This window comes from Sorangium sp. So ce321, from assembly GCF_051530195.1.
Classification (GTDB): Bacteria; Myxococcota_A; Polyangia; order Polyangiales; family Polyangiaceae; genus Sorangium.
Genome location: NZ_CP150329.1, coordinates 13,727,901 through 13,752,959, shown reverse-complemented (window position 1 = coordinate 13,752,959; position 25,059 = coordinate 13,727,901). Strand labels below are relative to the sequence as shown.

The window sequence follows — 25,059 nt, the reverse complement described above, 5'->3', positions numbered from 1 at the left end:
GGACGAGATACGACACGACCTTCGTCGCGCCCCGGTGCACGCGGGCAGAGCGGAGCGAGCGGCCGCTGGGGTCGGCGCGGCGAGCGCTCCGGCGCCTACGTGCCTGCGCGGAAGCGCGAGCTGCCCGTGTCGATCCGCCGGAGCGAGGGCACGGTACCGGGCTGCCATCGCGCTTCGGCGTACTCCATCCGCGTCGCGAGGCGTACGAGATCGGCGATCTCGGGGTGCGCGGCGCACGCAGCGGCGAGCCCGTCGGGCTCGGAGAGGGGGACTGCGAGCTCCAGGCCTCGCTCCTTGATCGTCGCGCGCACCGCCGTGGCGATGCTGCCCGCGGCGAAGAGACCAGCCCGGCGCATCGCCGTGCGGGTCGTCTTCATGGCGCCCTCGTAGGTCATCTTGTTCGCGCTGTCGCAGATCTCGCGCAGGCGACGCTCGGCGCGCGGAGGGATGAGCTGCCAGAGGTTCTGCTCCAGCCGCACCACGGCCGGGTTGCCGCGGGTGCTGTGCGCGGTGGCCTCCAGCGGGCCGAACGCGGCGACGACGGCGGAGAGGAGCGTGCGGAGCTCGTCCTCGGTGCTGGTGTTCGCCAGGACATGGTCGGGCATGGCCCCGGCCAGCTGGGCGCCGATCAGGTAACGCAGCTCGGGGGTGTCCTCGCGGACCTCGCCCCGCAGCTGCACGGCCGGCGGGTTGACCCGGACGACCTGCGCCTCGGGCGACGACGGCGCGGGCGAGGGAGCGCGCTGGTGGAAGAGCGCGGTGCGCAGGAGGCCCAGGTGACCGGCCACGACACCGTAGACCTCCCCAAGGAGGGTGGGCGAGGTCGGCTGGACCCGTTCGGAGGCGACGAGCCCGGACTGGCCCGCGTCTCGGCGATAGAGGCCGGTCTCCCAGACGATCGCGAGCGCCTCGTTGACGGGCGACTCCAGGTCGCGGAAGAGCAGGGCGCCCACGAGATCCGGCGCGTCGCGCTGCGCCGCGAGGAGCGGGGGCGAGACGAAGCCCTCGCTGCGCCGGTCGGGCGGCTCGCCGCCCTCGAAGGCGCGCAGCACGTGCTCGATGGCGCGGGCGTAGGTCATGTTCTTGTCGGCGATCGCGGCCGCCTGGAGGCGCTCCAGGGTGCCCCGATCGCCGAGCCGCAGGTGGGCCTGCATCCGGCGGACCGCCAGCGCCTCGCGAGAGCGATCGTCGCGCGGAGCGAAGCTGTTGATGAGCCGCTCGCCAGCCTCGTAGGAGCCGGCGGCGAGCTCGCGGAAGAGCGCCGCCTCCTCGAAGCTCTCGGCCGCCGACGGCGGCCATGCCGTCAGGAGCCGCGTCGCGGAGGAGGGAGGCTGGGCCGACGTCGGCGCAGAGACCGGAGGCGCGGCGATCTGCGCGCCGGCGCTGACGCGGCCCGACGGCGTGCCGCCGCGCGCGGCGGTGCCCTCCGCGCTGCCCAACGCAGCGCTGGGGACCGGCGCGCGCGGGGCCGGGGCGACCGCCGGCCCATCGAGCAGGTCGTCGTCGGACAGCCCGGGAGCGACGGATTGCGCAGAGTCGTCGTCGGTCAACGACTCGTCGAGCGGGTCGTTGAGCTCGACGAGATCGATGTGCGGACCGCCGGAAGCGGCCGCGCTGGCGCTGGACGGCGCGCGGCTGCTCGACGGCGCGCGGCTGCTCGACGGCGCCGCGCCGCTCGCCGCCGATGGGGTGCCGGAAGGAGCTTCCGCTGGCGGCTGGGCAGGCTCCGCGACGACGACCCGGGGCAGCGCGGCGTGGAACACTTCCTCGGGCGGCAGGGTCGCCCGCTCGCTGGCGAGCTCGGCGTTGAGCTCGGCGATCTTCAGCCCCAGCGAGCGATCAGAGCCCGCGAGCACCGTGGCCTGCGCGAGGATCTGCGCTGCACGATCCGGATCGCTCGCCGCGTGCAGGCGCGCGAGCTGCATCAGCGCGCGCGCGCGATCGATCCCCGAGCTCTGCGCGACCAGCTCCTCGAGCGCCCTCCGGGCGGCCTCGGGCTCGCCGCGAGCCGCCGTGAGCTCGAGCTGGCGCCGCAGCGCCAGCGCACGCGTCTCGGGCTCGGCGGCGGCCTCCTCGAGCAGGCGCGCAGCCGCCTCGAGGTCGCCGGCGTTCTGCGCGGTCTCGGCGGCGGCGAGCGCGACGCGGCCGCGCGCGCGCATGCCCTGCAAATCGCCGCCGAGCGCGCGCTCGAACAGCGGAAGAGCGGCCGAGAAATTCCGCTTCAGCGCCAGGCGCTCCGCCATGCCGAGCGCGACCAGCGTGCTCGGGCCGACCTCGGCGTGGCGCCGCGTCAGCTCGCGCATGCCGGCGCCGTGGCCCTGGATGACGTCGAGCGTCTCGGCGAGCAAGAACGCGTGCAGGTCGACGTGCGCCGGGCGCAGGCGCGGCGCGATGCGTCCGAGCTCCTCCACGGCGGCCTGCGCGTCGCGCGGCGTCCCGGTCCCGCGCAGGCGATACTCGATGCGGCGCGCCTCGAGGACGGCGTCGGGAGACTCCGGGGCGAGCTTCACGGCGCGGCGCGCGCGCTCGAGCGCCGTGGCGTCGTCGCCGAGCATCGAGGTGGCGCGCGCCGCCTCGACGAGCAGCTGCGCGCGCCGCTCGGGCGCGTCGCGCGACGCGCTGGCGAGCTGATCGAGCGCCGCGGCGAGCGCGTGGCCGTCCCCCTCGCGGCGGGCGATCTCGACCCGCAGCTCGATCACGGCCTCGCGCGGCGCGATGCGCGCGACGCTCTCCAGGGTGTCCTTCGCGGACTCGACGTCGCCGCCGCCGAGGTAGCTGCTGCACGCGCGGAGGTTGTACTCGGCCCGCTCGTCGGTGGTCGTCGCGAGGTCGCCCAGCCTGCACCAGAGCGGGGCGGCGCGGAGCGGCGTGCCGAGCCGCTCATGGATGTCGGCGAGGAACCTCAGCGCGCTCACGTCGTCCGGCGACGCCGCGAGCAGGGCTTCGAGCTCGGCGCACGCCTCGTCGAGAAGGCCGAGGCGCTGCTCGAGAAGCGCGGCGCGCCGGAGCCGCAGCGCGCGCCGCGTGTCCGGCAGCGGCGCCGCCTCGATGCGGCGCGCGAGGAGCGCAGCGACCGCGGCGTGATCGCCGCGATCGCTCGCGTCCTGCTCGACGACCTCGAGGGCGTGCATGTCCGTGGGGTCGAGCCGGGCGATCGCCTCGTAGAGCGCCACCGTGGCGCCGCGGTCGCCGAGCTCCTGGGCGAGCGGCGCGAGCTCGCGCAGCACGAGCAGCCGCTCCCCGTCGCCGGCGGCGGCGCCCTGGAGACGCGTGAGCACGTCGAAGAGCTGCCGACGATCGTCGGTGCGCCGGGCGAGGCGGATGAGCTCGTCGAGGTGCGCCTTGTCGAACGGGGTCCTCTGCGTGACGTCGAGGAGGAGCTCCAGCGCGCCATGCAGATCGCCGCCGGCCGCGAGGATGCCGGCGAGCTCGCGCGTCATCTCGAGCCGGACGGCATCCGGGAGATCCACGCGCGCGAGCTCGGCCTGGAGCAGCGCCTCGAGATCGCCGCCGCGCTCCTCGGCCGCGTACAGCCGTCGGAGCCGGGTGACGATCTCGGTGCGCGCGTCGCCCTGGAGCTGGCCGCCGGCGAGCGCCCGCTCCAGGGCGACCGTGGCCTCGGCGCGCTGGCCCTCGCGCTCGTGCTTGTCGGCGAGGTGCAGCAGCGCCTCGAGGCGCCGCGCGACCGGCAAGGCGTCGTCCAGAGCGCGCTTCAGCGCCTCGTCGCCGCTGGCCTCGACCGCCGCCTCCGCCTCGTAGGCGAGCGCGTCGTCCTCAGGCGCGCGGCGGGCCGCCTCCACCAGCAGCGCCGCCGCGACCGGCGGCACGTTGAGCGCGTCCGCGAGCTTGCTCGCCCACCGGAGCAGGCCAGGGCCGACGCTCGAGTGCGGCTTCATCGCCGAGGCATAGACCGCCGCGATGAGGTGCGACGCCGGCTCCGTCTGCCGCGCGAGCTCGCCGACGATGTCGAGGAGCGTCAGGAACTCGTCCACGTCGCCGTCGGCCAGCATGGCGCGCTCGATCGCGGCCAGGGCGAGCGCGGGCGCGTCGAGGACCTCGACGGCGGTGCGCGCCATCGCGAGCCCCGCGCGAGCCCCCTCGGGGCCCTCGAGCTTCGCGATGCTGGCCTTGACGGCGCGGTCGAAGCGGATCGCCTCGACCTCCGGCTGCCCGGTGCACGCGACGAGATCGCGGATGGCCGCGCCGACGTCCTCGACGATCGCCGGATCCGGGCGCACGACCATCGCGCGGAGCAGGATGTCGAGGCGCAGCCGGAGGCCCTCCTCCGTGCGGCCGGTGAGGGCGGCCGCGCGCTTCAGCCACGCGTTGCGCGACGCCGGGTCCGCCGCTGCCGCCACCCGCTCGAGGGCGCGCACGGCCTCCGACGGCTCGCCGACGTGCTCCGCGAGCCGCGCGAGCAGGACGTACGAGGTGCCCTCGGTGGGCACCGCCTCGAAGCTGGCCACCGCGTGCGCGAGCGCGAGCTCGAAGGCGCCGCGCCGCTCCAGCTGCCGCGCGGCGCGGTAATGGGCGGCGCGGCGGCCGTAGCAGCCCAGGGCCGCGTCAGCGAGCAGCCGGTAGGTCTTGTCGAGGACGGCGACGCCGCCATCGGCGTCCGCCGATTTCTCGACGAGCGCGACGGCGTCGGCGCGCAGGGGGTCGAGCTCGATCGCGCTCGCCGCCGCGGCGAGCGCCCGGTCGGGCAGGCCGTGCTCGTGCGCGAGGTTGGCGGCCTCGATGAGCAGGTTGGCGCGCCTCCGGCGCTCGGGACCGACGTCACCCACCCACCTGCTCTCCCCCGCGGCGGGCTGCGCTCCGTCGTCCCCCCGCACCTCGGCGGCGCGGGCGACGATCGCCTCGATCGCCGCCTCGACGCCGGCGAACTCGCACATGTCCCGCGCGTAGCGCTCGGTCCCGCCGCTCGGCGCGACCTCGCTCGCCTGGAAGAAGGCCCGCTCGGCGCCCCGATGATCCTCGGCGAGGTCCCAGAGCAGGCTGCCTAGCTCGCGCCACGCGGCCGCGGCCTCCTCCGCCGTGCCACCGCCCTGCGCGGTGAACGCCCGGGCCTTCGCCTCGGCCAGCGCGATCACGCCGTCGGAGCTGAGCCCCTTCGCCTCGAGCAGCGACGCCTCGACGCGCTGGACCCGCGCGAGGACCTCCTGGGGGTCGGCCTCCGCAGCGGCGGCGCGCGCGAGCTCCTGCGCCGCCCCGTCGGGGTCGCCGCCGTCGAGGCGGCAGTCGGCGAGCATGAACATGAGCTCGGTGGCATGCGACGCCGTGACCTCGACGGCCAGCCACCGCTCCAGCACGGTCACCGCGAGGTGAGGATCGCCGGCGCGGCGCGCGAGCTCGAGGAGCCGCTCGCGCAGCAGCGCATTCTGGGGGCCGAAGACGTCGAGCGAGCGCCTCGCCAGCGCGGTGCCGCGCGCGGGGTCGAGATCGTAGAGCGCGTGCAGGGCGCTCGCGAGCGCCGCCGCCATCTCGCCGAGCGGCTTGGGCTGCGCCAGGATCCACGCGAGCGCGTCCGAGAGCCGGGCCGCGTCGCCGGCGACCGCGGCGCGACGGATGAGCTCCGCGGTCGCCTGGGGGCTCCCGGGCCGCAGCGCGAGCCAGCGCTGGGTCCACGCGAGCGCGAGCGGCAGCTCGCCGAGCGCCTCGAGCGCCCTCGCGAGGCCGTCGCAGAGCGCGCCGCGCGGGAACACCGCGGTGATGGAGCGCTCGATCGCAGAGGCGATCGCGCGGTCCACCTCGAAGGGAGGCGCCTCGCCGGACTCCGCAGCGCGGGCGAGCTCTGCCGTGAGGATCGATGCGAGCGTGGCCACGGCGCGCGTGCACGATGGATCGGCCTCGCAGGCGAGCACCGCGACCTCGCGCGAGAGCTGCGCCGCGCCCACCCGCTCGTAGATCGCCGCGGCGAGCGAGAGGAGCACGGCGCGCAGCGCCGGCCAGACCGGCGCCGCGAGCTGCACGATCGCGTCGGCGCGCTCGCGCTGACGCCCGGTCCGCGTCGCCAGCACGAGCGCGGTGCTGGCCGCGCCGCGGTGGCCTGGCGCGTCGCTGAGCAGCGGCAGCACCTCGTCGAGGGCGCGGGCGTCCTGGCCCTGCCGCCGGGCGATCGCCGACAGCAGGAGGCGGACGCGCGCCAGCTCGACCCGCGTCAGAGACGACGCGCGGATCGCCGCAGACCTCGCGGAGCGCGCGCCCTCGGCCTCCATCCGCGCGGCGTCGGCCAGCCGCGCGCGCAGCAGGGCGTCGAGCGCGGCGCCCCCTCCGGTCCGGCGGCTCAGCCGATCGAGCGCCAGCAGGCAGCCGCGGTCGGTCGGCAACGCTCGGGAGAGCCCCACGAGCGCCTCCTCGTAGGCGGCGCGCTCGTCCGGGCGCCCCCGGTAGATCACGACCAGCCGGCGAAGCGCGTCGATCCGCCCCTCGACGGTGTCCGCGCCGCGGAGCGCGCGCTCCGCGGCCGCGAGCGCCTCGTCCTGCACCTTGAGCCGCTCCGCGATCCGCTGGAGCCCCGCCGCGGCGTGCTCCGGGTCGCCGCCGGCCTTCTTCAGCGCCTCGAACGCCCACCGCGCGAGGCCGGGGTCGCCGATCTTCTCCTCCGCGAGCCGCGCGAGCTCCGAGAGCGCATCGATCCGCCCCGCCGCGTCGTCCCTCGCCCTCGCGTCCGAGCCCTCGCCGATGCGGATGAGCGCCTCGACGAGGGGCGCCATGTCGTGCAGGGTCGCCGCGTGCTCGCGCAGCGCGGCGCGCGCCGCCGCGCTGCTGGAGTCGCTCGCCGCGGCCTCGATCCAGGCCTCCACGGCGCGGTCGGGGCTCGCGAGCGGGCCCGCATAGAGCCGCGCCAGCGCCGCGTACGCCTCTGCCCTCGGCGACCCGACCCGCTGCTCGGACCGGATCTCGAGCCGCGCGGCCACGAGCTCGTAGAGCCCCGCCTGCTCGAGCACCTCGTCGATCGCGCCTGCAGCCTCGCCGTCGACGTGCGCGTCGAGCCCCGCGTCGAGCACGCAGCCGACGGCGCGCGCCCAGTCGCCCTCGTTCGTCGCGCCCTGTAGCCGGTGGCCGTGGACCTCCTTCGCGCGCTGCAGGGAGGAGGCGCCCGCAGCCTCGCCCCCGCCGCTGGGCGCCCGCGCCGCGAGCGCGTCGGCGTGCGTCCGGAGCACCTCGTCGGCGGCGCCGTGCCTGCTGCGCACGAACAGCGCGGCGGCCATGCCCTTGGCGGCCATGTCGTCGTGAGGGGCGATCTCGAAGGCGCGCAGGCGATCCTCGAACGCCGCCTCCCGCTCCCGCGCCGCCTCGCGCCGCCTGGCAGCCTCGAGGTACGCCTTCGCCGCGGCCTCCGGGAGCACCTGGTCCGACGCCCAGGCGGAGATCGTGCCGAGCAGCTCGCTCGCCATCGCGTCGTCCGGGGCGAGCTCGCTGGCCTCCTCGAGGGCGTCGACCGCGCCCGCGACGTCGCTCGCGCGCGCGAGGAGCACGGCGATCTTCACCAGCAGCCGCGCCGTCGCGCCGGGCGGCTGCGCGTCGTCGCGGAGCCCGCGCAGCGCCGCGGCGGCCAGGGTCGGCTCGCCCAGCCCCGCCAGCCAGCCGGCCAGCTCGCTCCTCATCGCCGGGTCGTCGCCCAGCGAGAGCGCTCGACGGGCCAGCGCCGTGGCCCTGTCGAGCTCGACGCCGCGCGCCGCCAGGATCCGCGCCAGGGAGAGGGCCGCCTCGCGCTCGCCTTGCGCGTCCCCGGCGGCACGGCGCTCGTCCACGCGCGCGCGCCAGTAGGCCTCTTCAGCCCGAGGGCCGCGGTGGCGCGACACCGGCGCGACCGACCGGCTCGCTCCGATGAGCAGCTGCCCTGCAGAGGCGGGCCCCGCAGGCTCCATCAGCTCCGGCGTCTGAAGCGCCCTCCGCACGCCCGACGCTGATGCTGCCCGATCCGGAGGTGAAGAGCTCATTTCGGCGATCCGCTTCGGGTAGGCTGAGAGCGCTGAGCCTACCAGAACGACCGAGGTACAAGGCCAAACTTCCGGCGCAATCTCCGCTTACCGCAGCGTCACCGCGAACGGTAACACCGTCAGCGCCCTCTCTCCGGCCAGAAGAGGCGCCATCGAGGCGGCGAAGGTCCCGACCTCGGGCGCGACGCTGAGCCACTCCGGCAAGAGGGCGCCCGCCACCGCCTCCCGCGCGCGCTCCTTGAGCGCCGGGCGCTCGGGGGTCCGCGCCTCGCCCTCGCCGCCCTCATCGCCGGTGGCCAGGAGCTCGAGCAGCCCGCCCTCGTCCTGCTCGATCTCGACCGGCGCATCCGCCGGCAGCTTCGCCAGCTCGCGCGCGAGCGCTATCGCCCGCTCCAGTCCGCCGAGCTCATCGACGAGCGAGCGCCCCTTGGCCTCGACCCCGCCGAAGATACGCCCCTCGGCCGACGGCGCGATCGTCTCCACCGGGAGATTCCGCCCCGCCGTGATGCGCTTCAGGAACAGGTCATAGACCGACTCCATGGAGGCGAGCACGCGGGCTCGGGTGGGCTCATCCCAGGGCGTGAGCGCCGACATGTACGCGGCGCGCGCTGCGCGCTGCGGATCCGGGTTGGCGGCGACGGTCTCGGCGTTGATCCCGATGTCCGCGAGCGCCTTCCCGACGGCGAACTTGCCGCCGACGACGCCGATCGAGCCGATGATGCTCGTCGGCTCGGCGACGATCTTGTCGCCGGCGCAGGCGAGGTAGTAGCCGCCGCTCGCCGCCATGCCGCCGATCGAGACGACCAGCGGCTTCTCCTTTCGCAGCCGCATCAGCTTCTGCCAGAGCAGATCCGAGGCCAGCGCGGACCCGCCGGGCGAGTCGATCCGGAGCACGACCGCCTTCGTGCTCGCATCCTTGGTGAGGCGCGTGATCACCCGCCCGAGCTCGCGCTCGCCGATCCCGTCCGACGAGCCCAGCGGCACGCCGCTCGCGGTCATCGTGATGCCGCCGATCGCCGGGACCACCGTCACGTGCGGCGTGCCCAGCGTGCTCGCCCCGGAGACCGAGCGGAACACGTCCACGAGGCTCCGCGAGAGGCTCGCGTCGCGCTCGACGCCGCCGAACCGCGGCACGGAGAGCTCGGTGCCGGCGAGCTTCTTCGCGTCCTCGAGCGCGGACTCGAGATCGCCGAGCTCGTCCACCAGCCCCCTGGCCTTCGCCTCGTCCGGCGCGAACGGGCCGTCCTCGACCGCCTCGCGGAGCTCCTGCTTGCCGCGCCCCTCCACGATGGCCGACAGCCACGCCTCGCGGAGCCCGCCGAGCGCCGACTCGAGCGACTGACGCGCCTCGGGGCTCGCCCCTTCCCGCGTGAACGGCTCGCTCGCGCCCTTGAACTTCCCCACCTGGAGGAAGTCGACGTCCACGTTGAGCTTGTCGAGGAGCCCCTTCGCGAACACCAGCTGCGCCGCGATCCCCACCGTCTCGACCTGCCCGGCCTGGCTGAGCCAGAGCTTGCTGCAGCCAGCGGCCGCCAGCAGCATCGTCGCGTTGTTGTACTCGTCCGCGTGACAGACGACCGGCCGCCCCGCCTTGCGAAGTTCGCCGAGGATCCGGCCGATCTCGTGGGCGCGCGCGAACGCGAGGCGCGTGCTCCCGAGCCGCACGAGGAAGCCCTTCGCGCTCTCGGCCTCGGAGAGCGACCGCAACGACTGCACGAGCTGCGCGTGCGTCCTGCGGCTCGGCGGGCCGAACAGCGACGCCGAGGCGCTCTCGGGCAGCCCCCGCGAGAGATCGAGCTCGATGACCGCCGGCTCCTCCAGGTGACCGGCGCTGGGCGCCGGCAGCGACGCCGTCGACCGCTCTCTCCCGGTGCAGCCTGCCATCGACGCTGCCACCGCGAGGGCGCCGACGCCGGTCCACTTTCCTCGCCGAGCCCGCTGCTTACTCATGCTTGACCCCAGGCAGATCGGAGGTGTCGATCGCGGGCGCCGGCGCGCCCGGCGAGGCGGTAGGCGGCGGCCGCACGCCGGGGAGATCGCTCGTGTCGATGGTACCGCCCGGGGCGACGTAGTCGTCTGGCACCCGCTCATCGTCCGGCTCCAGCGCGCGGCGGACCGGCCCGGGCGCGACCGGCGTTGTCGAGGGGCTCGCGCCAGGAGCGCCCGCCGGAGGGCCCTCGACTCGCGCGCTCGAGGCCGGGTCGACGCCGCCGTCCGGCTTGCCGGAGGCCTTCTCGAGCCCCTCGATGAAGGCCTTGAGCGGGCGCGCGAGCGGGTGCGGCCGGCTCATCGCGAGCAGGCGCTCGTTCTCGTCCCGCGCCGCGGCGAGATCGCCGGACCGCGCGAGCGCATAGACGAGGAACGCCCGCGCCCGGCCGGGGCTCTGCTCGCTGCTCGCCGCCGCCCGGAGCCGCTCGACCACCGCGGCCCAGCTCGGGTTGGGCTCCGCGAGATCGAGCGCGGCCAGCGTCAAGGAGTTCTCCGGCTGCGCGCTCTCGGCCGAGATCGTGCCGACCAGGCTCCGCGCGGAGGCGACGTTCCCCTCCATACGGCGCAGGTCGATGTCCGCACGCTTCACCTCCACGTCCGCGGGCGCGACGCGGCGCGCGTGCTCGAGCGCCTTGCGGGCGCGGTCGAGCGCGCCCTGGAGCTCGTGCCGCATCGTCTCCTGACCCGGGTCGTCCGCGGCGAGCAGGTGCAGCCTGAGCCAGCGCATGTCCGCGCTCACCGTCTCGAGCCGCGCCAGCCCAGCGGCGACGCGCGGGTCGTCCTCGGCGAGCGCGCTCGCCTTGACGAGCTTTTCCCTCGCCGTGTCGAGGTCCCCCTCCGCCAGGCTCCGCTCGCCCTCCGCGAGCAGGGTCGGGACCCGGTTGTCGCTCGTCTCCGGCCGCGCTTGGACGGCCGGCTTCAGGTACTTCGGTCCGAGCGTCGCCACGCTCACCACCAGGAGACCGACGACGATGAGGCCGACGACCCACCGGGCGATCCCGGTCCTCCTCATCGGCAGCGAGGTGATCCGCGTGTCCCCGTCCGCATCGTCGACGTAGGAGGGTCGCCCCTCGGGCTCTGCCGGCGGCTCCGCTCGCCGCGCCACGCGCTCCCCGCCAGCGCGCGACGGTGCGCCGCGCCTCGCCAGCGGGCCTTCCTCTCCCGGGCTGTCGCCAGCAGGCGCCGCCGCGGGATCGATGCGCGGCGGCGGCGCGCTGTTCGGCAGCCGCAACGGAGCGCGCCCGGAAGCTCGCCCCTGCGATTCAGCGCCCGCGTCCCCGGGCTTGACCCCGCCGTGGCGCGCCTCGGCGACGCCGGCGCCCCGGAGCGTCCGCGGCTCCGGCCGCCGCGCAGGGTGCCCGTCCGGCAGCGGCGGCGCCTCTTCGGGCGGCACCACGACCCCGGGCAGCGCGTTCGGCTTGAGCATCGCCCGGGCAGGCGCGCCGGCGTCGGGCTCGTAGACGGCGGGCATCGTGGCGCGACGCGGCGACGGACGCTCCCTGGCCGACTGGACCTCCCGCACATCCCTCACGACCGTATCGGCTTCGTGGACGGACTCGGGACCGGCCTCCACGCTGCCCTCCGCCCGCGGGAGCGGGATCGCGACCGAGCCTTCGGTCTGCGACGGCGCTGGCCCGCCAAGCCCCTGGGGCGTCAGCGACCTCGAGCGGCCCGGCACCGGCGAGGGCCCGCCGATGCCGAGCGCGGTCCCGGCCATGACCATGCTCCCAGGACCCTTGAAGAACGGCTCCAGCTCCGCGATCGACCCGAGCCGGCGCGGCCTCGCGTTGCCGCGCGAGATCACGTCGTCGCGGGTGATCTGGCCCTGGGAGATCGCCGCCTGGAGCTCCCGGAGCATCTTGAACTCGAGCTCCCTGCCGCCGAGGGTGCGCACCACCCACCGCTCGGGGAGGGTGCCGTCGGTGCGGCGCACCTTGAACTGGTAGCCGCAGTTCGTGCACTTGACCGTCGTGCCGCGCTCCGACACGAGCGCGTCGTCGAACTCGTACTCGGTGCTGCAACGCTCGCAGGTGACATCCATCTGCTCGACCGGTCCCCGTGTCCTCGCGAACGGCTGGCCCACAGGCACGAGCCTGCCGGGTACCCTCGTTCGGAGGTGGCCGCCCGGAAGTCGGCGGAACGGTAGCACGGGTTCCCTTGCGCGCCCCAGGGCGTGCGCGCCGCGCCGCTCCATCGCCGCCGCGCCGCTCCATCCCCGCGTGGCCGGCGGCCGCTCCACCCCCCGCGTGGCCCGAAAAGGAGGCGAACTCACGCAGGAGGCGAACGCACCGCGACGGAGCGACCTCACGCTGGCGGAGCGGCCTCACGAGGCAGATCGCCGCGTACCGACGCGCGCGGGCCACATGCCGACGTGAACGCAGCTTCACGGCGGGCGCGCGCGGGGCCCGAATACGCGACGCGCCGCCGAGCTTGTGTGGGGCATGCTGCTTGCTACGCTCGTTGGGTCGCGACCGTCACGCGCGAGGGCGCCACCCCTCGACGCCGGGCGGCCGAATGCTTTCGGGAGACGGTGAATGAAGCGACTTACTCTGCTGGGTCTCGCGAGCGTGCTGGCGCCCCTCCTCGCGGGTTGCCCGATCTACGATGACGCCGACAGCCACTTCTGTGATGCGGAGGACTGCGGACCCGGCATCTCGGACGGCTGTGAGGAGCCGGCCGACTGCGGGATCAACGAGACCTGTGGCGAGGACAACGCCTGCCACATCGGCGACTGCACCACCTGGGGGTGTAGCGACGGCTTCGAGTGCGTCATCGCCGACGACCTCACCGCCTCCTGCGTCGCGAGCGGCTCCGGGGCGGGCGGCAGCGGTGGAGGCGGCGGGGGCGACAGCGGCGCCGTGTACTGCGGCAATCCGGACGACTGCGGCGAGGGCGAGACCTGCGCCCCGGACGGCACGTGTCAGCCCGGCAGCTGCGATGAAGCCCTCGCCGACGGCGAGCCGCTCGGGTGCATCCACGGCTATGTCTGCGAAGGCGACGAGACCGCCGCGACGTGCGTGCCGGCGACCCCGGCCGCCTGCGGCGCGGACGTCGACTGCGCCGGGCTCGGCGCCGACTACCTCTGCGTGAGCGGCGTATGCACCGCGCCTCAGGACCAGTGCTTCGACCAGACGCAGTGTCCGGCCAACGACAAGTGCGTCGAGGGCAAATGCACGCCGGCCTGCAGCGACGACGCGGACTGCCCCAGCAGCTACCGTTGCGACGCGACCCTCGGCATCTGCTCTCAGCCTGCGCAGCCCTGCGTCATCACCGACGACTGCGGCGGCCCGTCCGCCGTCTGCGTCGACGGCGCCTGTGTCCCGCGGAGCGACGGCCCCACCTGCCCCGAGGGCGACGTCTGGGTCGAGAACGGCTGCATCCCGAGCCAGTCGAGCAACTTCGTGTGCGGCGAGGATGGGGCGCAGGACGTCTGCGCGCCGGGGTCGATCTGCCTGCACCACAGCTGCTACATCTCGTGCGACCAGCCGAACCCGAACGCCTGCGACAGCCAGTCGCCCTCGCTGAGCGAGTGCAGGACCGTGGAGACGTTCTCCGGCGTGCATCAGGTGTGCGGGTCGAGCGAGAACCTCGGCGGCGAGTGCGATCCAGAGACGCCCTGCGCCGAAGGCAGCGTCTGCGTCGACGGCTTCTGTCGCTAGCCTCGCGGCACCCCCGCCGCGAGCGCACCCCCTGGGTGCGCGCCCCTGGCCCTGCTCCCTCCGTGCGCAATATGCCCTTGGCATGCGCGCTGCCTCACGTCCCGCCGGTCCCTGTTCCAGCCACGTGAATCACGCGGAAGGAGGCGCGATGCTCGCGCCCTTCACGCGATGAGAACCGACGGAGCCACAATGAAGGCAACCGATCTCGTCTATTACATGGCCGACATTTTCCCTTACAAGAGAAGGAGCTCACTCGACTGGATCGTCCCCGTCTCGGTCGGGATCGGCCTCGGCGCCGCCCTCGGCATCGGCGTCGGCGTCCTGGTCGCGCCGACGTCGGGCGACGAGGCCCGCCGCCGGCTGCGGGACAGCGCCGGCCGCCTGCGGGAACGCGCGGGTCAGCTGCGCGACAGCGCGGAGCGGGCGAAGGATCGCGCCCTCGACGCCGCGCAGCGGGCTCAGGAGCAGATCCAGGAGAGCACCAGCTCGACCACCGGGGAGCGCTCGTTCGTCAACGAGCTCGGCGCCCGCTGAGCGAGCTCCAGGGGGGCGCGAGGGCGCCGCACCGTCCCAGCGCGGTGCGGCGCCTTCCATCATTTCCCGGGGCGCTTTCCGGCAGCCGAGCGACATCTGCGCAGCCCGAGCGGCACAAGCGATGCTTTTCCGAAAGCGGATGGTTTGAACGACACACCTCGCGAAGCGCGTCTCGAGGGCCCTCGTCGATGATGTATTACCGGACGCTCACCGCATTCTTCCCAGGTCGCACGGAAGCCGCTGGCGCCCTCGGCCGCCTCCTCGCCTTGGGCGTCGCGGCCGAGGACATCAGCATGGTGCCCAAACAGCAGCACTCTCGTCTGGCCGAGATCGAGCTCACGATCCACAGCAAGGCGTCTGAAGGCGCCGCCCTGGGCGCCGTGATCGGAGGGCTCCTCGGGGGCACGCTCGCCGCGGTCATGGCGGGAGGCGCGCTGATCATCCCGAGGCTCGACGCGTTCCTGGCGGGGCCTATCGTCGCGTGCCTCGCCGGGGCGGGTGCCGCCGGCGCGGCCGGCACCCTGCTCGGCGCCGTGCTCGGCGCTCGCCTGCCCGAGTACGAGGCGCGCTGCCTCGACGAGTCCAGCAGCATGGGCGGCGGGGCGCTGCTCTCCGTCCGCTGCCTGCCGGACGTGTCCCGCAGCGTCGAGGAGGTGCTGAGCGAGAGCGGCGGTCGCCGCATCCGCAAGACGTACAGCCGCAGGTCGTGAGGGAGGCGCGCCCCGGCCACGGAGGCCGGGACAACGAGCGCCGTCCGAGCCGACCGCGCGAGGCAGCGGCGCGGCCCCGCGAGGCAGCGGCGCAGGTCGCGCCGCCGGCGCTCGCAGCGGCTCCTGGATGTCAGGGAGACGATCCGAGCTGACCCTGCGATCGCGCCTGCTCGTCGAGGAGGCCCTCGACCGCCTGGGCCAGCGTGTTCTTGACGTAGCTCTTGGTCGCGAAGGACCCGAGCCTGCTGAGCACCCGCGGCGTCAGGCCCCCGCCGAGCAGGAACCCGAGGCCAGCCGCCGCCGCGAGCGCCACGTGCGGGTTCTCCCGCGCGAACGCCGAGACCGCCCGCGTGACCTCCGTCGCGTCGAGCCGGCCGAGCGCGTCGTTCGTCCTCTCGCGCCCGCTCTCACGCCCGTCACGCGCCTGTGTCGCATCGACCTCGCCTTCCGTCATGATGACCCTCCTCAACCCAGCCGCGTGACCACCCGTCCGATGAGGTATCCCACCGCGGCCACCGCGCACAGCGTGGCCACGGGGCGCTCTTGCACGAGCGAGACGAGCCTCTCGTCCGCGCGCCGGACCTCGCTGAAGACTCGAGGGACGACGGCGGGGACGCTCGCTTGCCGCTCTCCGCTCGCGGGCTCTTGTTCGTTCATTGCATCGTTGACGACCATCGTGAGCCTGTCTCCAGCAATGCCCGAACCACCCGGAACACGTGCATCGGCTGCACGATCCAGGGACCGTCACCCCCGGACCGGGCGGCAGGGCGAGGAGATCCAGGAGAGCGAAGCGCGCGGCGAGCGCGGGCTCGGGCGCCTTCCGGGACATTCGTGCTCACAGCGACGGACGCGTGAGAGCGTCGCCGCGTGAGCCTCGCGTCCGATCGGCGCGCCCCCGATCGCAGCCCGCCAGGAGATCGGCCGGCGTGGCTAGAAGCGCACGCCGAACGCCCTGAGCGCGCGGCGCAGCCCATCCGCGTCGTCGCACACGGCGACGCGCTCGGCGTGGGGCATCAGCGCGGCCTTGCGCGCGTCCCCTTTGAACCAGATCGCCCGCATCCCTGCCGCGAGCGCGCCGTCGACATCCGCGGCGAGGGAATCGCCGACGTGAACCACCGCGGCGAGCGGCGCGCCGAGGCGCTCGGCCGTCCACGCGAAGATCTCCCTGCCGGGCTTCTCGAACCCGAGCCGCCCCGAGTCCGCGACCGCCACGAAATACGCAGACCAGCCGAGCTCGTCGACCAGCTCGTCGAGCCGGCCCTCCGAGTTCGACAGCACCGCGATCGGCACGCCGGCCCGCCGGAGCTCGACCACCACGTCGATCATCCCCGGGATGGGCCGGCGCCAGAGGTTCTTCCGCGGCTGCTCCGTCCAGAGCCAGTCGACCGCTGCGTCGACCGCGTCCGCCGCGACGCCGCCCGCCTCGAGCAGGCGGCGCATCATGATCTTCCACGGGTGCCCGCCGAACCCGCGCTGGATCGCCTCGTTGTACGCGCGCCAGCCCTCGGCGACCGCGCCGTCGAGCTGCTCCCGGGACGCGGCGATGCCCCGCTCCGCCAGGCGGGCGGAGAGCATCCCGGTGTCGAGCTCCACCAGGGTCTGGCCAAAGTCGAAGGAGACGGCGGTAGCGGGCTCGCTGTGCATGATTACTCGGCGTACATCGCCTCGATCTCGCGCGCAAAGTTCTGGCTCACGTTGCGCCGCTTGATCTTGAGCGTCGGCGTCAGCTCGCCGGCCTCGATGGTGAAGCTGCGCGGCAGGATCGCGAACTTCTTGATCGTCTCGGCCTGCGCGAGCTGGCCGTTGACCTCGTCGACGATCCTCTGCACGCCCTCCCGGATCTCGGGCGACTCGGGCGAGAGATCGCCGCTCAGCCCGCGCTCGGCCGCGAGGCGCTTCACGGCGTCGGGGTCGAGCACGAGGAGCGCCGTGAGGAACTTGCGGCGGTCGCCGATGACCACCGCCTCGGCGATGAGCTCGTGGCGCTTCAGCGCCTCCTCGATGTTCTTCGGAGAGACGTTCTGCCCGCCGGCGGTGATGAGGATCTCCTTCTTCCGCCCGGTGATGTGGAGGAACCCCTCCTCGTCGAACCTGCCGAGATCCCCGGAGTGGAGCCAGCCGTCGGCCAGGGCCTGCGCGGTCGCCTCGGGCTCCTTGTGGTAGCCGAGGAACACGTTCGGCCCCTTCACGAGGATCTCGCCGTCATCTGCGATGCGCACGTCAACGCCGGGCACGATCGGGCCCACGGAGCCGAGCTTCGTCCTGCCCTGCACGTTGTAGCTCGTCGGACCGGTCACCTCGGACTGGCCGTAGATCTCGGTGATCAGGATGCCCAGCGACGCGAAGAACTCGAGGACCTCCTTCGCGACGGGGGCCGCCCCGCTGCTGCACACGTGCGCCCGGTCGAGCCCCAGGGCCGCCTTCACCTTCGAGTAGACAAGCCTGTCGAAGAGGCGGTGCTGCATCGCGAGCACCGGACCGGGCTGCTCGCCTCGGGCGAGGAGCTCGCTGTGCTTCAGGCCGACGCGCCTCGCCTGCTCGAGCGAGAACCGCTGCAGGCCCTTCGCGCCGGAGAGCTTCGCGTCAACCCCGGCCATCAGCTTCTCCCAGACGCGCGGGACCCCGAAGAAGCCGGTCGGCCGCACCTCCCGGAGGTTGTCCATGAGCGCGTCCATCGACTCGGCGAAGTACACGGTCGAGCCGACCGAGGCCGGGAGGTGGATCGTGAGCATCTGCTCGACGATATGCGAGAGCGGCAGGTAGGAAAGGCCGACGTCCCACGACGAGAACGGGAGGAGGCGCGCCGACATATCGGCCGCGCTCGTCAGGTTCTCGTGGCTCAGCATCACGCCCTTCGGCGGCCCCACGGTCCCGGAGGTGTACATCAGCGTCGCGAGCCCCCGCGGCTCGAGCGCGTCGAGCCGCTGCTCGAACAGCTCGTCCGAGACGCGGCTGCCCCGCGAGAGGAACTCGTCCCACGACAGGATCCGCGGATCGCCTTCCGGCCGTGCGCCCCGCATCAGCACCACCGATTCCAGCTGCGGCAGGCGGTCCCACTGGCTCAGGACCTTCCCGAGCTGGCGCCTGTCCTCGACCAGCACCATCCGCGAGGTCGAATGGTCCAGGACGTGGCGAACCTCCTCGGGCGAGCACGTCGTGTAGATGCCCGCGGGAGCGCCCCCGATCGCCATGCAGGCCACGTGCAGGACCACCCACTCGGGCCGGCTGAAGCCGAGGAGGCTCACGGTATCGCCGGGCTCGATGCCGAGCGCGATGAGCGACTTGCCGGCGCGCCGCACCTCGTCCGCGTACTCCCGGTAGCTGGTCATCCTCCAGAAGCCCCCGTCCTTGACGTAGTGGGCTGGAGCCTCGGGCCGCACCTTCGCCTGGCCTAGCAGGCGTCGCGGAATCGAGTCACAGGGCATCGAGCTACCTCGTTCGAGAGAAATGAATGCGCGAGCATACGCGAATTTTCTACCTCCTCTTTCGAGGACCAGGAACCGCGTGAACGTTGTTTCCCTCACAGTAACAGGGACCGCATCATTTTTTCGAGAGCGGAAACGTCTCCGCTGCGCGCTCCTGTCCAGCGTCGCTCCTGTCGGCTTCGGCGGGTAATGCGCGCCGGTGCAGGCTGAGCAAATCGTGGTTACTGCTCCGGCTACCGCCTGGACGCCGGCCCGCCGTCGCGGGCGAGCGCTCGTCGTCTGCCGGCCGCTGTGCAGGCGGCTGGCTCCGGCTCAGCCGTCAGCTTGACTGCACGTCTTTGGATCAGGACCATTCAGCGGTGAGCGAGCGCAAGAGGACGGTCGGAGAGGCTGACTGGGCGGTGGACTCCGCCCGCAGCGACGAGCTCGCCGCCTCTGGCCCGCCGGAGCAGGTGCAGGCCGCGCTCGAGGGTCGGACCCTGCGGTCCAGACAGCTGCCCGCCCCCGTTTCCGCCGAGCCCCCGCCGACGATCCCGATGCGGCGCCCGGACCACGACGCACGCGACGCACGCGACACACAGACGACCGTCAGCCGGGAGGCGCCGCCGGACGCGGCGCCCTCCCCTGCCGAGCGGCGCTCGCGGAGCCTCGGCAAGTACCGGTTCATCGCGACGCTCGGGCGCGGGGGCATGGCCGACGTGCACCTGGCGGTCGCGGTGGGACCGGCAGGGTTCAGCAAGCTGCAGGTCATCAAGCGCCTCCGGCCCAACATCGCCGACGAGCCCGAGTTCCGGGACATGCTGCTCGACGAGGCCCGCCTCGCCGCCCGGCTGAACCACCGCAACGTGGTGCAGACCAACGAGGTCGGCCTCGAGGACGGCGAGTACTTCATCGCCATGGAGTACCTCGACGGGCAGCCGCTGAGCCGGGTGATCTCCCGCGCGCGCGAGCAGGAGCGCTCCATCCCGATCGCCGTCCTGCTCTGGATCGTCAGCGAGGTGCTGGCCGGCCTCCACTACGCCCACGAGCTCGTCGACTACGACGGGACGCCGCTCAACGTCGTGCACCGCGACGTCAGCCCCCACAACATCTTCATCACGTACGACGGTCAGGTGAAGATCGTCGATTTCGGGATCGCGCTCGCCGCGCACCGCGCCGTCGAGACGCAGGCCGGCACGCTGAAGGGCAAGGTCGCCTACATGGCGCCGGAGCAGGCGTTCTCGCACTCGTCCGAGATCGACCGGCGCGCGGACATCTTCTCGGTCGGCGTCATCCTCTGGGAGCTGCTCACCGGCCGCCGCCTCTGGCGCGGGCTGTCGGATCCGCAGATCATCTCCCGGCTGATGCGGGACATCCCGGACGTGCGGTCCGCGCGGCCCGACGTGCCCATCGAGATCGCGCGCGTCTGCAACCAGGCGCTCGCCCACGCGCGCGAAAGGCGCTACCGGACGGCCGCCGACCTCCGGGCGGAGCTCGATCGCTACGCCGAGCGCCTCCACGAGCAGGTGACCGCCGAGCAGGTCGGCGAGATCGTGGCCGAGCTGTTCGCCAACGAGCGGGCCGAGATCCGGGCGATCATCGATCGCCAGCTCAAGCACCTGCAGGAACATGGGCCCGACGCGGGCGGCGCGGAGCTCTCCGGCCACGCGCCGAGGCTGCCGTCGCTGCCGGTGCGCGAGTCGATGGACTCGTATCCTCCCTCCCCGGACGAGGGGGCGATCACGGCCTCTTCGCCCTCGCAGCCTGCGCGTCCGGTCCAGCGCTCGAGCCCCCCGCAAGCGACGCTCCACGCCGTGGTGCGGACGGAGCCGACCGCAGGCGCTCAGCCCGAGCCGGCGCAGCGGCGCTCGCGGCTGCCGCTCCTCGCCGCCGCGGCGGCCGTCGCCCTGATCGGCACCACGGTCACGCTGTACGTGAAGGTGCAGGGGCCGGACCAGCGGCGCCTCGGCGCGACCGCGGCGCCGATCCAGAGCGCGCCGCCAGCCGAGGTGCCGCCGAGCGCGCCGCCGGCCGCCGAGCGCAGCGCTCCGGCCGCGGGGGTGGACCCAGCGTTCATCCACGCCTCGATCAAGGCGCGCCCCGCCAGCGCGAAGATCCTCATCGACGGGGTGGAGCTGCCCTCGAACCCGTTCGAGGCCAAGCTCGTCAAGGACGGGGCGGCGCACCGGGTCGAGATCTCCGCGCCGGGTCACGTCGCGCAGCGGCGGATGGTCGTGTTCGACAAGGACATCGATCTCGACGTGTCGCTCTACGTGGCGCCGCGAGGGCCGGCCCCCTCCCCTTTCCCCGCGCCGCCCGGCACCTCCGAGACCACCGCGCGCCCCGGCACCTCCGGGGCCACTGCGCCCCCCGCCGACGTGGATCCGGCCGTCCCGCCGCCGAAGCCCGACCCGTACTAGCGGCGGAGCGGCGGCGGCTACAGGTCCCGGTACCCGGTGGGCGGATCGACGAGCTTCGCCGCCTTCGCGACCCCGCGGAACACGTAGTCCGAGTAGCTGTAGGGGCCGTCCGACCACACGAGGAAGTCGTCCGCGAGCAGCCCGTTCGGCGCACCCTCGCAGAGCTCCGGCGCCGCGATGACGGGGCCTTCGTTGTAGACCGACGCCGACGCGTTCACCTCCTCCTCGGCCTCCTCCATCGCGGCCAGCGCGCCGGCGTGCCGGTCCGCGTCGAGCTCGTCCACGGGGTACAGCTCCCAGTCGAGCAGCACGAGCTCCGGGTGCGGAGGCTCGTTCGGGGGAGACGCGAAGGGGTCGTGGGTCGCCTCGGGGAGGCCCGTCCGCGTGAGCGCCTCGAGCAGGCGGCTCCGGTAGCGCAGCGCCGCCTCGTCCGCGGTCCAGAAGGCCGTGAGGACGGCGATCACCTCCTCGGTCCTCGCCTCGCGCCACAGCGACGGGTCGCGCGAGCCGAGCTCGAGCCCGCGCTCCTTCTTGAGGCGCGCCTCGAAGGCCGCGGCGTGCGGCGCGAACTCCGGCAGCTCGGCGAGGGCGTGATCGACGGACCAGTGGAGCCGATGATCGACCTCGCGCACGTACCGGTGCTTGCCGAGCGAGCGGAGGAGTCGGGCGATTTCGTCGGGTGTACGCGCTGCGAACGACCAGGCAAGCATCATGGGGCAGGGCTCATCGATCCGTGCAGGGGCCGGCGCGCCGAGCCGGCTCGCCGACGCCGGTCAGGCGACGGCAGGCGCGCGCTTCGAGCACCTCGGCACGCGTGAATTTCCATCGCGCGGCCGCGGTGTCGATCACTTCTTGCCGGGGACGTGCCACACCCCGGCGAACCACACCAGAGATCCGTCTGCGCGGCGCACGGTGGCGTTGGGAGCGAAATACGCGCCCGGCGGCACGGGCTCCCAGCGGCCCGGCTGCCACGCCCAGCGGCGGCTCCGCCACTGCCACTCGCCGTCGATCCAGACGAGGCCCGGCTTGTCGGGCGGCGAGAGGATCTCCACCCGCGCGGGCGGCGGAGGGTAGGGCACGACCACCGCGGGCTCGCTCGGCAGGTGAGGGCCGGTCGGGGGCACCGGCAGCGAGCTGCCGCAGCCAGCGAGGAGGAAGAGCGCGAGCGGGAACCCGAGCGCGCGGTGGAGCAGGGCCTTCATCCAGCGTCGATCCATGAGAAATATGCGTCGAGGACGTCGCGGCCGACGAGCAGGTACTCCAGCGTCGCGAGCGCGAGGAACGGGCCGAAGGCGATGCGGGCCTGGCCGAACCCTTCGCCAGGCTCCTCCGCGAGCGGATCTTGCGCGAGCTCCTCCTCGGCCGAGGCGCGCTCCTCGGGGGACATCTCCGCGAGCTCGGCGCGGATCTGCTCCCGCTCGAGGCGCACCGCCTCGGGCTCCTCGATGCTCCCGCGCAGGAGCAGCATGGCGATCGCCACGAGCGAGCCCTGGACGGCGCCGGCGCCGAGCACGAACAGCGCGCCGCCCCAGCCGAACCAGGCGCCCGCCAGCATGAGGAGCTTCGCGTCGCCGAGGCCCATGCCGACGCGGCCGCCGCGGATCCGCGGGTAGATCACGACGAAGGGGAGCCACACGACGGCGAAGCCGACCGCGGCGCCGAGGAGCGCGTCGGCGAAGCCCATCGAGCGCAGCGACGCGGTGGCGACGCCGAGCACCGCGCCGCCGATCGTGATCCCGTCGGGGATGTACATGTGCTCGAGATCGATGAACGTCGCCGCGAGCAGCCCGAGCGCGAGCGCGAGGTCGGCGATGTACATGGCGAGCGCGCGGAGGATCGGCGTCGTCCCGGGGAGCCCGAGGAGGATGATCTCGACGATCGCGAGCGACAGGACGCCGCCCGCGGCCTCGACGAGGGGGTACCGCGGCGAGACCGCCGCCCCGCAGCAGCGGGCGCGGCCGCGCAGCAGGAGGTAGCCGAGGACCGGGATGTTGTCGAAGGCGCGGATCGGCGTGCCGCACGCGGGGCAGCGCGAGCCGGGGTGCACGACGCTGAGCTCGCGCGGGACGCGGTAGATGACGACGTTGAGGAAGCTCCCCCAGAGGAGGCCGAAGCAGAGCGCGAAGGCGCGCAGGAACCACGGGGGAAGGTCGGCGAGCATCACCGGCGGGTCATGTCCTCGGGTTCGAGGCGGCGAGCCGGAGCATCATCGTGAGCGCCTGCTCGAGCTCCGCGACGGTGGGCTGCACGGGGTTGTCGGAGAGCGCCGCCTTGAGATCGACCAGGCGGCCGCCGAGCTCCTGGTAGTGGCGGCGCACGCCCTCGGTCGGCGCCTCGGCGACCCACCGCCGCACGATCTCGCGCAGCTCGTCGAGATCGCTGCCAGCGAGGAGCTGCGCCATCTGCGAGGCCATCGGATCCGGTGCGCCGCTCGTGATCTGCCCCATCCCGGGCAGCATAGCGCGGGCACTTTGACGGGCGAGAGGTCCTGCGACATAAGGCGGAGCGCTTTCGAGGAACCGTGCCGCCGAGGACGCCTGCCTTTGTCCTGCTCCTGATGGTCGCTGCCGGCGTCGCCGGAGGGGCCGGGTGCGGCCGCGCGGAGCAGCAGCAGCAGGCCGGGGAGAAGCGCACGGACGGAGGCGCCGCGGTGACGCTCGCGCCCAAGGGGAAGGTGCTCGAGGCGGCCGAGAACGAGTCGCCCGCTGCGAGCGCGCCGACGCGGGCCGGCGCCGCGGCGGCGGGGCCCGCGCGCATCGAGATCCCCGCCGGGAAGCTCGTCGCGGGCAGCACGCCCGGCGACAAGGGGCGCGACCCGGCGCTCGAGCCGGCGCTGCTCGACGTCGAGCTGGGCGGCTTCGCCGTCGACCGCTACCTGTACCCGAACGACCCGGCGCAGGCCCCGCTCACCGGCGTCACGCGGGCGCGCGCCTCGGAGCTCTGCCAGCAGGCCGGCGGCAGGCTGTGCACCGAGCTGGAGTGGGAGCGCGCGTGCAAGGGCCCCGAGGGGACGCCCTACGCCGGCGGCGCGGCGTGGGACCCGGCGTGCGCCAAGGCGCCGGCGTCGTGCGCGTCGGGCTTCGGCGTCGTCGGCATGGGCGCCGCGCTGCGCGAGTGGACCGCGAGCGACGTGGCGCCGATCGAGAACCTCCAGCCCAAGGCCGTCGCCGTGCGCGGGGCCACGGCGAGCGCGAGCGGCGTCGATCACCGGTGCGCGCGCCGCACGGCGGTCGATCCGACCGTGTCGGGCGACGACATCGGCTTCCGGTGCTGCCACGGCGCGCCGAACGCGGCGTCGATCCCGTCGCCGCAGTGGCAGCAGACGTTCCGGCGCGCGGAGATCGGGCCGCAGCAGGTCGCCGAGCTGCTCGCGTCGGTGCCGCAGCTCCGCGACCTCGGCGGGGAGATCTCGTTCTTCAAGGAGCCGGACGACGTGAACGTCGTGCTCAGCCGCGGCCGGACGCGGCTCTCGCCGAACGGGACCCCGGCGGTCCAGCCGGAGGCGAGCGCGCCCCCGAACACGACGCTCACCACGTCGCCGCTGCTCTGGAATCCGGTCCCGGGCGAGGAGGTGCTCGTGGTCACGGGGAAGTCCGACGACGACTCGTTCATCGTCGCCTTCCTGAGGCTCCCGGGGGACCGCTACCGGATCGCGTCGTCGCTGCTGCTGAAGGGGGAGCCGGGGCCGATCGCGCTCGGCTTCAACGGCTACGTGCGGCGGCGGCTCTCGTGGGCGACCTGCTGGGACTGCCGCGGCGAGGCGGGCAACGTCAGCTACCGGGACGACAACCGCGTGGTGATCACGCAGAAATGAGCGCGCGGCGGCGCGGCGCTCGTCCACGCGCGCAGCTCGTCCCGGTCCGCTCAGTCGCCGAACAGCGCGTGCCGGTACGTCGCGGCGTACTCGATGATGCGCTCGACCGCGTCGACGAACTCGGAACGATCCAGCGACTCGGTGGGCAGCTCGGCGCAGAGCAGGACCTCGTTCCGATCGTCGAGGGCGAACTTGGCGACCCGCATGTCGCGGTTCGCCTCGAGCAGGTGGCGGAGCAGGCCGAGCATCTGGCCGGTGTCCTCGGCCAGGGGGACCAGGATCGCCTCGCCCTCGGGGTCGTCCTGCGTCTCGATCCGATCGAGCACGCCGAACATCGAGAGCACCACCCAGTTCTCGGCGCACTGGACGTAGAACGGCGGGAGCTCGACGACCCCTGGCTCGCGCGGACGGATCCGCAGGGTCGACGGCTTCTCCAGCTCGGCGCTGTAACCGATGTCTTCCGTCCAGCGCTGCAGGGTCGCCACGTCGATCACGGCCCCCGTGATCGCCCTGCGGCCGCCGGAGATCAAGATGCGGCGCGCGGCCTCGCCGCGGCGGTGGAGGTGCGCCGCGCGGCAGAGCGCCG

The 25,059-nt window shown here is 73.9% G+C and carries 17 protein-coding genes; 5 read left to right on the top strand and 12 right to left on the bottom strand.

All coding sequences use genetic code 11. The features are described 5' to 3' along the window. Positions 1-95 precede the first annotated feature (95 nt). The 3 genes from WME89_RS51035 to WME89_RS51025 all read right to left on the bottom strand — a co-directional run bounded on the left by WME89_RS51035 (position 96) and on the right by WME89_RS51025 (position 12,015). Complete coding sequence (locus WME89_RS51035) at positions 96-7,901, bottom strand: hypothetical protein (RefSeq protein WP_438006748.1); 7,806 nt, start codon at positions 7,899-7,901, stop codon at positions 96-98. 129 nt (positions 7,902-8,030) lie between these two features. Next, positions 8,031-9,827: a S49 family peptidase gene (locus tag WME89_RS51030; protein WP_438006747.1), complete on the bottom strand. Its 1,797-nt coding sequence runs from the start codon at positions 9,825-9,827 to the stop codon at positions 8,031-8,033. A gap of 58 nt (positions 9,828-9,885) precedes the next feature. After that, complete coding sequence (locus WME89_RS51025; RefSeq protein ID WP_438006746.1) at positions 9,886-12,015, bottom strand: zinc-ribbon domain-containing protein; 2,130 nt, start codon at positions 12,013-12,015, stop codon at positions 9,886-9,888. A gap of 451 nt (positions 12,016-12,466) precedes the next feature. On the opposite strand from WME89_RS51025, the gene WME89_RS51020 reads away from it, so the two are divergent. From WME89_RS51020 to WME89_RS51010, 3 genes are all read left to right on the top strand, one after another. Continuing rightward, positions 12,467-13,591 (top strand): hypothetical protein, encoded by a 1,125-nt coding sequence (locus WME89_RS51020; RefSeq protein WP_438006745.1) that lies wholly within the window; start codon positions 12,467-12,469, stop codon positions 13,589-13,591. Between the two features lie 189 nt (positions 13,592-13,780). Next, the gene (locus WME89_RS51015; protein ID WP_436623731.1) at positions 13,781-14,125 is read left to right on the top strand and encodes a YtxH domain-containing protein; all 345 of its coding nucleotides are present in this window, start codon (positions 13,781-13,783) and stop codon (positions 14,123-14,125) included. Positions 14,126-14,418: 293 nt separating this feature from the next. Continuing rightward, a complete protein-coding gene (locus WME89_RS51010; protein WP_437622255.1) occupies positions 14,419-14,835 on the top strand; it encodes a hypothetical protein in 417 nt (138 codons plus the stop codon). Positions 14,836-14,965: 130 nt separating this feature from the next. Here WME89_RS51010 and WME89_RS51005 read toward each other — a convergent pair whose 3' ends face one another. The 4 genes from WME89_RS51005 to WME89_RS50990 form a co-directional block, all read right to left on the bottom strand. After that, the gene (locus WME89_RS51005) at positions 14,966-15,289 is read right to left on the bottom strand and encodes a hypothetical protein (protein WP_438006744.1); all 324 of its coding nucleotides are present in this window, start codon (positions 15,287-15,289) and stop codon (positions 14,966-14,968) included. A gap of 11 nt (positions 15,290-15,300) precedes the next feature. Beyond that, positions 15,301-15,492, bottom strand: coding sequence for a hypothetical protein (locus WME89_RS51000; RefSeq protein WP_438006743.1), 192 nt, complete (start codon positions 15,490-15,492; stop codon positions 15,301-15,303). 273 nt (positions 15,493-15,765) lie between these two features. Further along, positions 15,766-16,479: an HAD family hydrolase gene (locus tag WME89_RS50995; protein ID WP_438006742.1), complete on the bottom strand. Its 714-nt coding sequence runs from the start codon at positions 16,477-16,479 to the stop codon at positions 15,766-15,768. Positions 16,480-16,481: 2 nt separating this feature from the next. Next, positions 16,482-18,260 carry an AMP-dependent synthetase/ligase gene (locus WME89_RS50990; RefSeq protein ID WP_438006741.1) on the bottom strand — a complete coding sequence of 593 codons (1,779 nt, stop codon included), beginning with the start codon at positions 18,258-18,260 and terminating at the stop codon, positions 16,482-16,484. Positions 18,261-18,619: 359 nt separating this feature from the next. On the opposite strand from WME89_RS50990, the gene WME89_RS50985 reads away from it, so the two are divergent. After that, complete coding sequence (locus WME89_RS50985; RefSeq protein ID WP_438006740.1) at positions 18,620-20,659, top strand: protein kinase domain-containing protein; 2,040 nt, start codon at positions 18,620-18,622, stop codon at positions 20,657-20,659. Between the two features lie 17 nt (positions 20,660-20,676). Here the strand turns inward: WME89_RS50985 and WME89_RS50980 are convergent, their stop codons facing one another. The 4 genes from WME89_RS50980 to WME89_RS50965 form a co-directional block, all read right to left on the bottom strand. Next, positions 20,677-21,372: a hypothetical protein gene (locus WME89_RS50980; protein ID WP_438006739.1), complete on the bottom strand. Its 696-nt coding sequence runs from the start codon at positions 21,370-21,372 to the stop codon at positions 20,677-20,679. Positions 21,373-21,504: 132 nt separating this feature from the next. After that, positions 21,505-21,861, bottom strand: coding sequence for a YXWGXW repeat-containing protein (locus tag WME89_RS50975; RefSeq protein WP_438006738.1), 357 nt, complete (start codon positions 21,859-21,861; stop codon positions 21,505-21,507). Then, the gene (locus WME89_RS50970; protein WP_438012074.1) at positions 21,858-22,820 is read right to left on the bottom strand and encodes a prepilin peptidase; all 963 of its coding nucleotides are present in this window, start codon (positions 22,818-22,820) and stop codon (positions 21,858-21,860) included. The genes WME89_RS50975 and WME89_RS50970 overlap by 4 nt, the downstream gene beginning before the upstream one ends. Before the next feature lie 10 nt (positions 22,821-22,830). After that, complete coding sequence (locus WME89_RS50965) at positions 22,831-23,106, bottom strand: hypothetical protein (RefSeq protein ID WP_438006737.1); 276 nt, start codon at positions 23,104-23,106, stop codon at positions 22,831-22,833. Positions 23,107-23,180: 74 nt separating this feature from the next. On the opposite strand from WME89_RS50965, the gene WME89_RS50960 reads away from it, so the two are divergent. Continuing rightward, positions 23,181-24,473, top strand: a complete 1,293-nt coding sequence (locus tag WME89_RS50960; RefSeq protein ID WP_438006736.1) for a formylglycine-generating enzyme family protein — start codon at positions 23,181-23,183, stop codon at positions 24,471-24,473. 50 nt (positions 24,474-24,523) lie between these two features. Here the strand turns inward: WME89_RS50960 and WME89_RS50955 are convergent, their stop codons facing one another. Continuing rightward, the gene (locus tag WME89_RS50955; protein WP_438006735.1) at positions 24,524-25,003 is read right to left on the bottom strand and encodes a YbjN domain-containing protein; all 480 of its coding nucleotides are present in this window, start codon (positions 25,001-25,003) and stop codon (positions 24,524-24,526) included. Between the last annotated feature and the right edge of the window lie 56 nt (positions 25,004-25,059).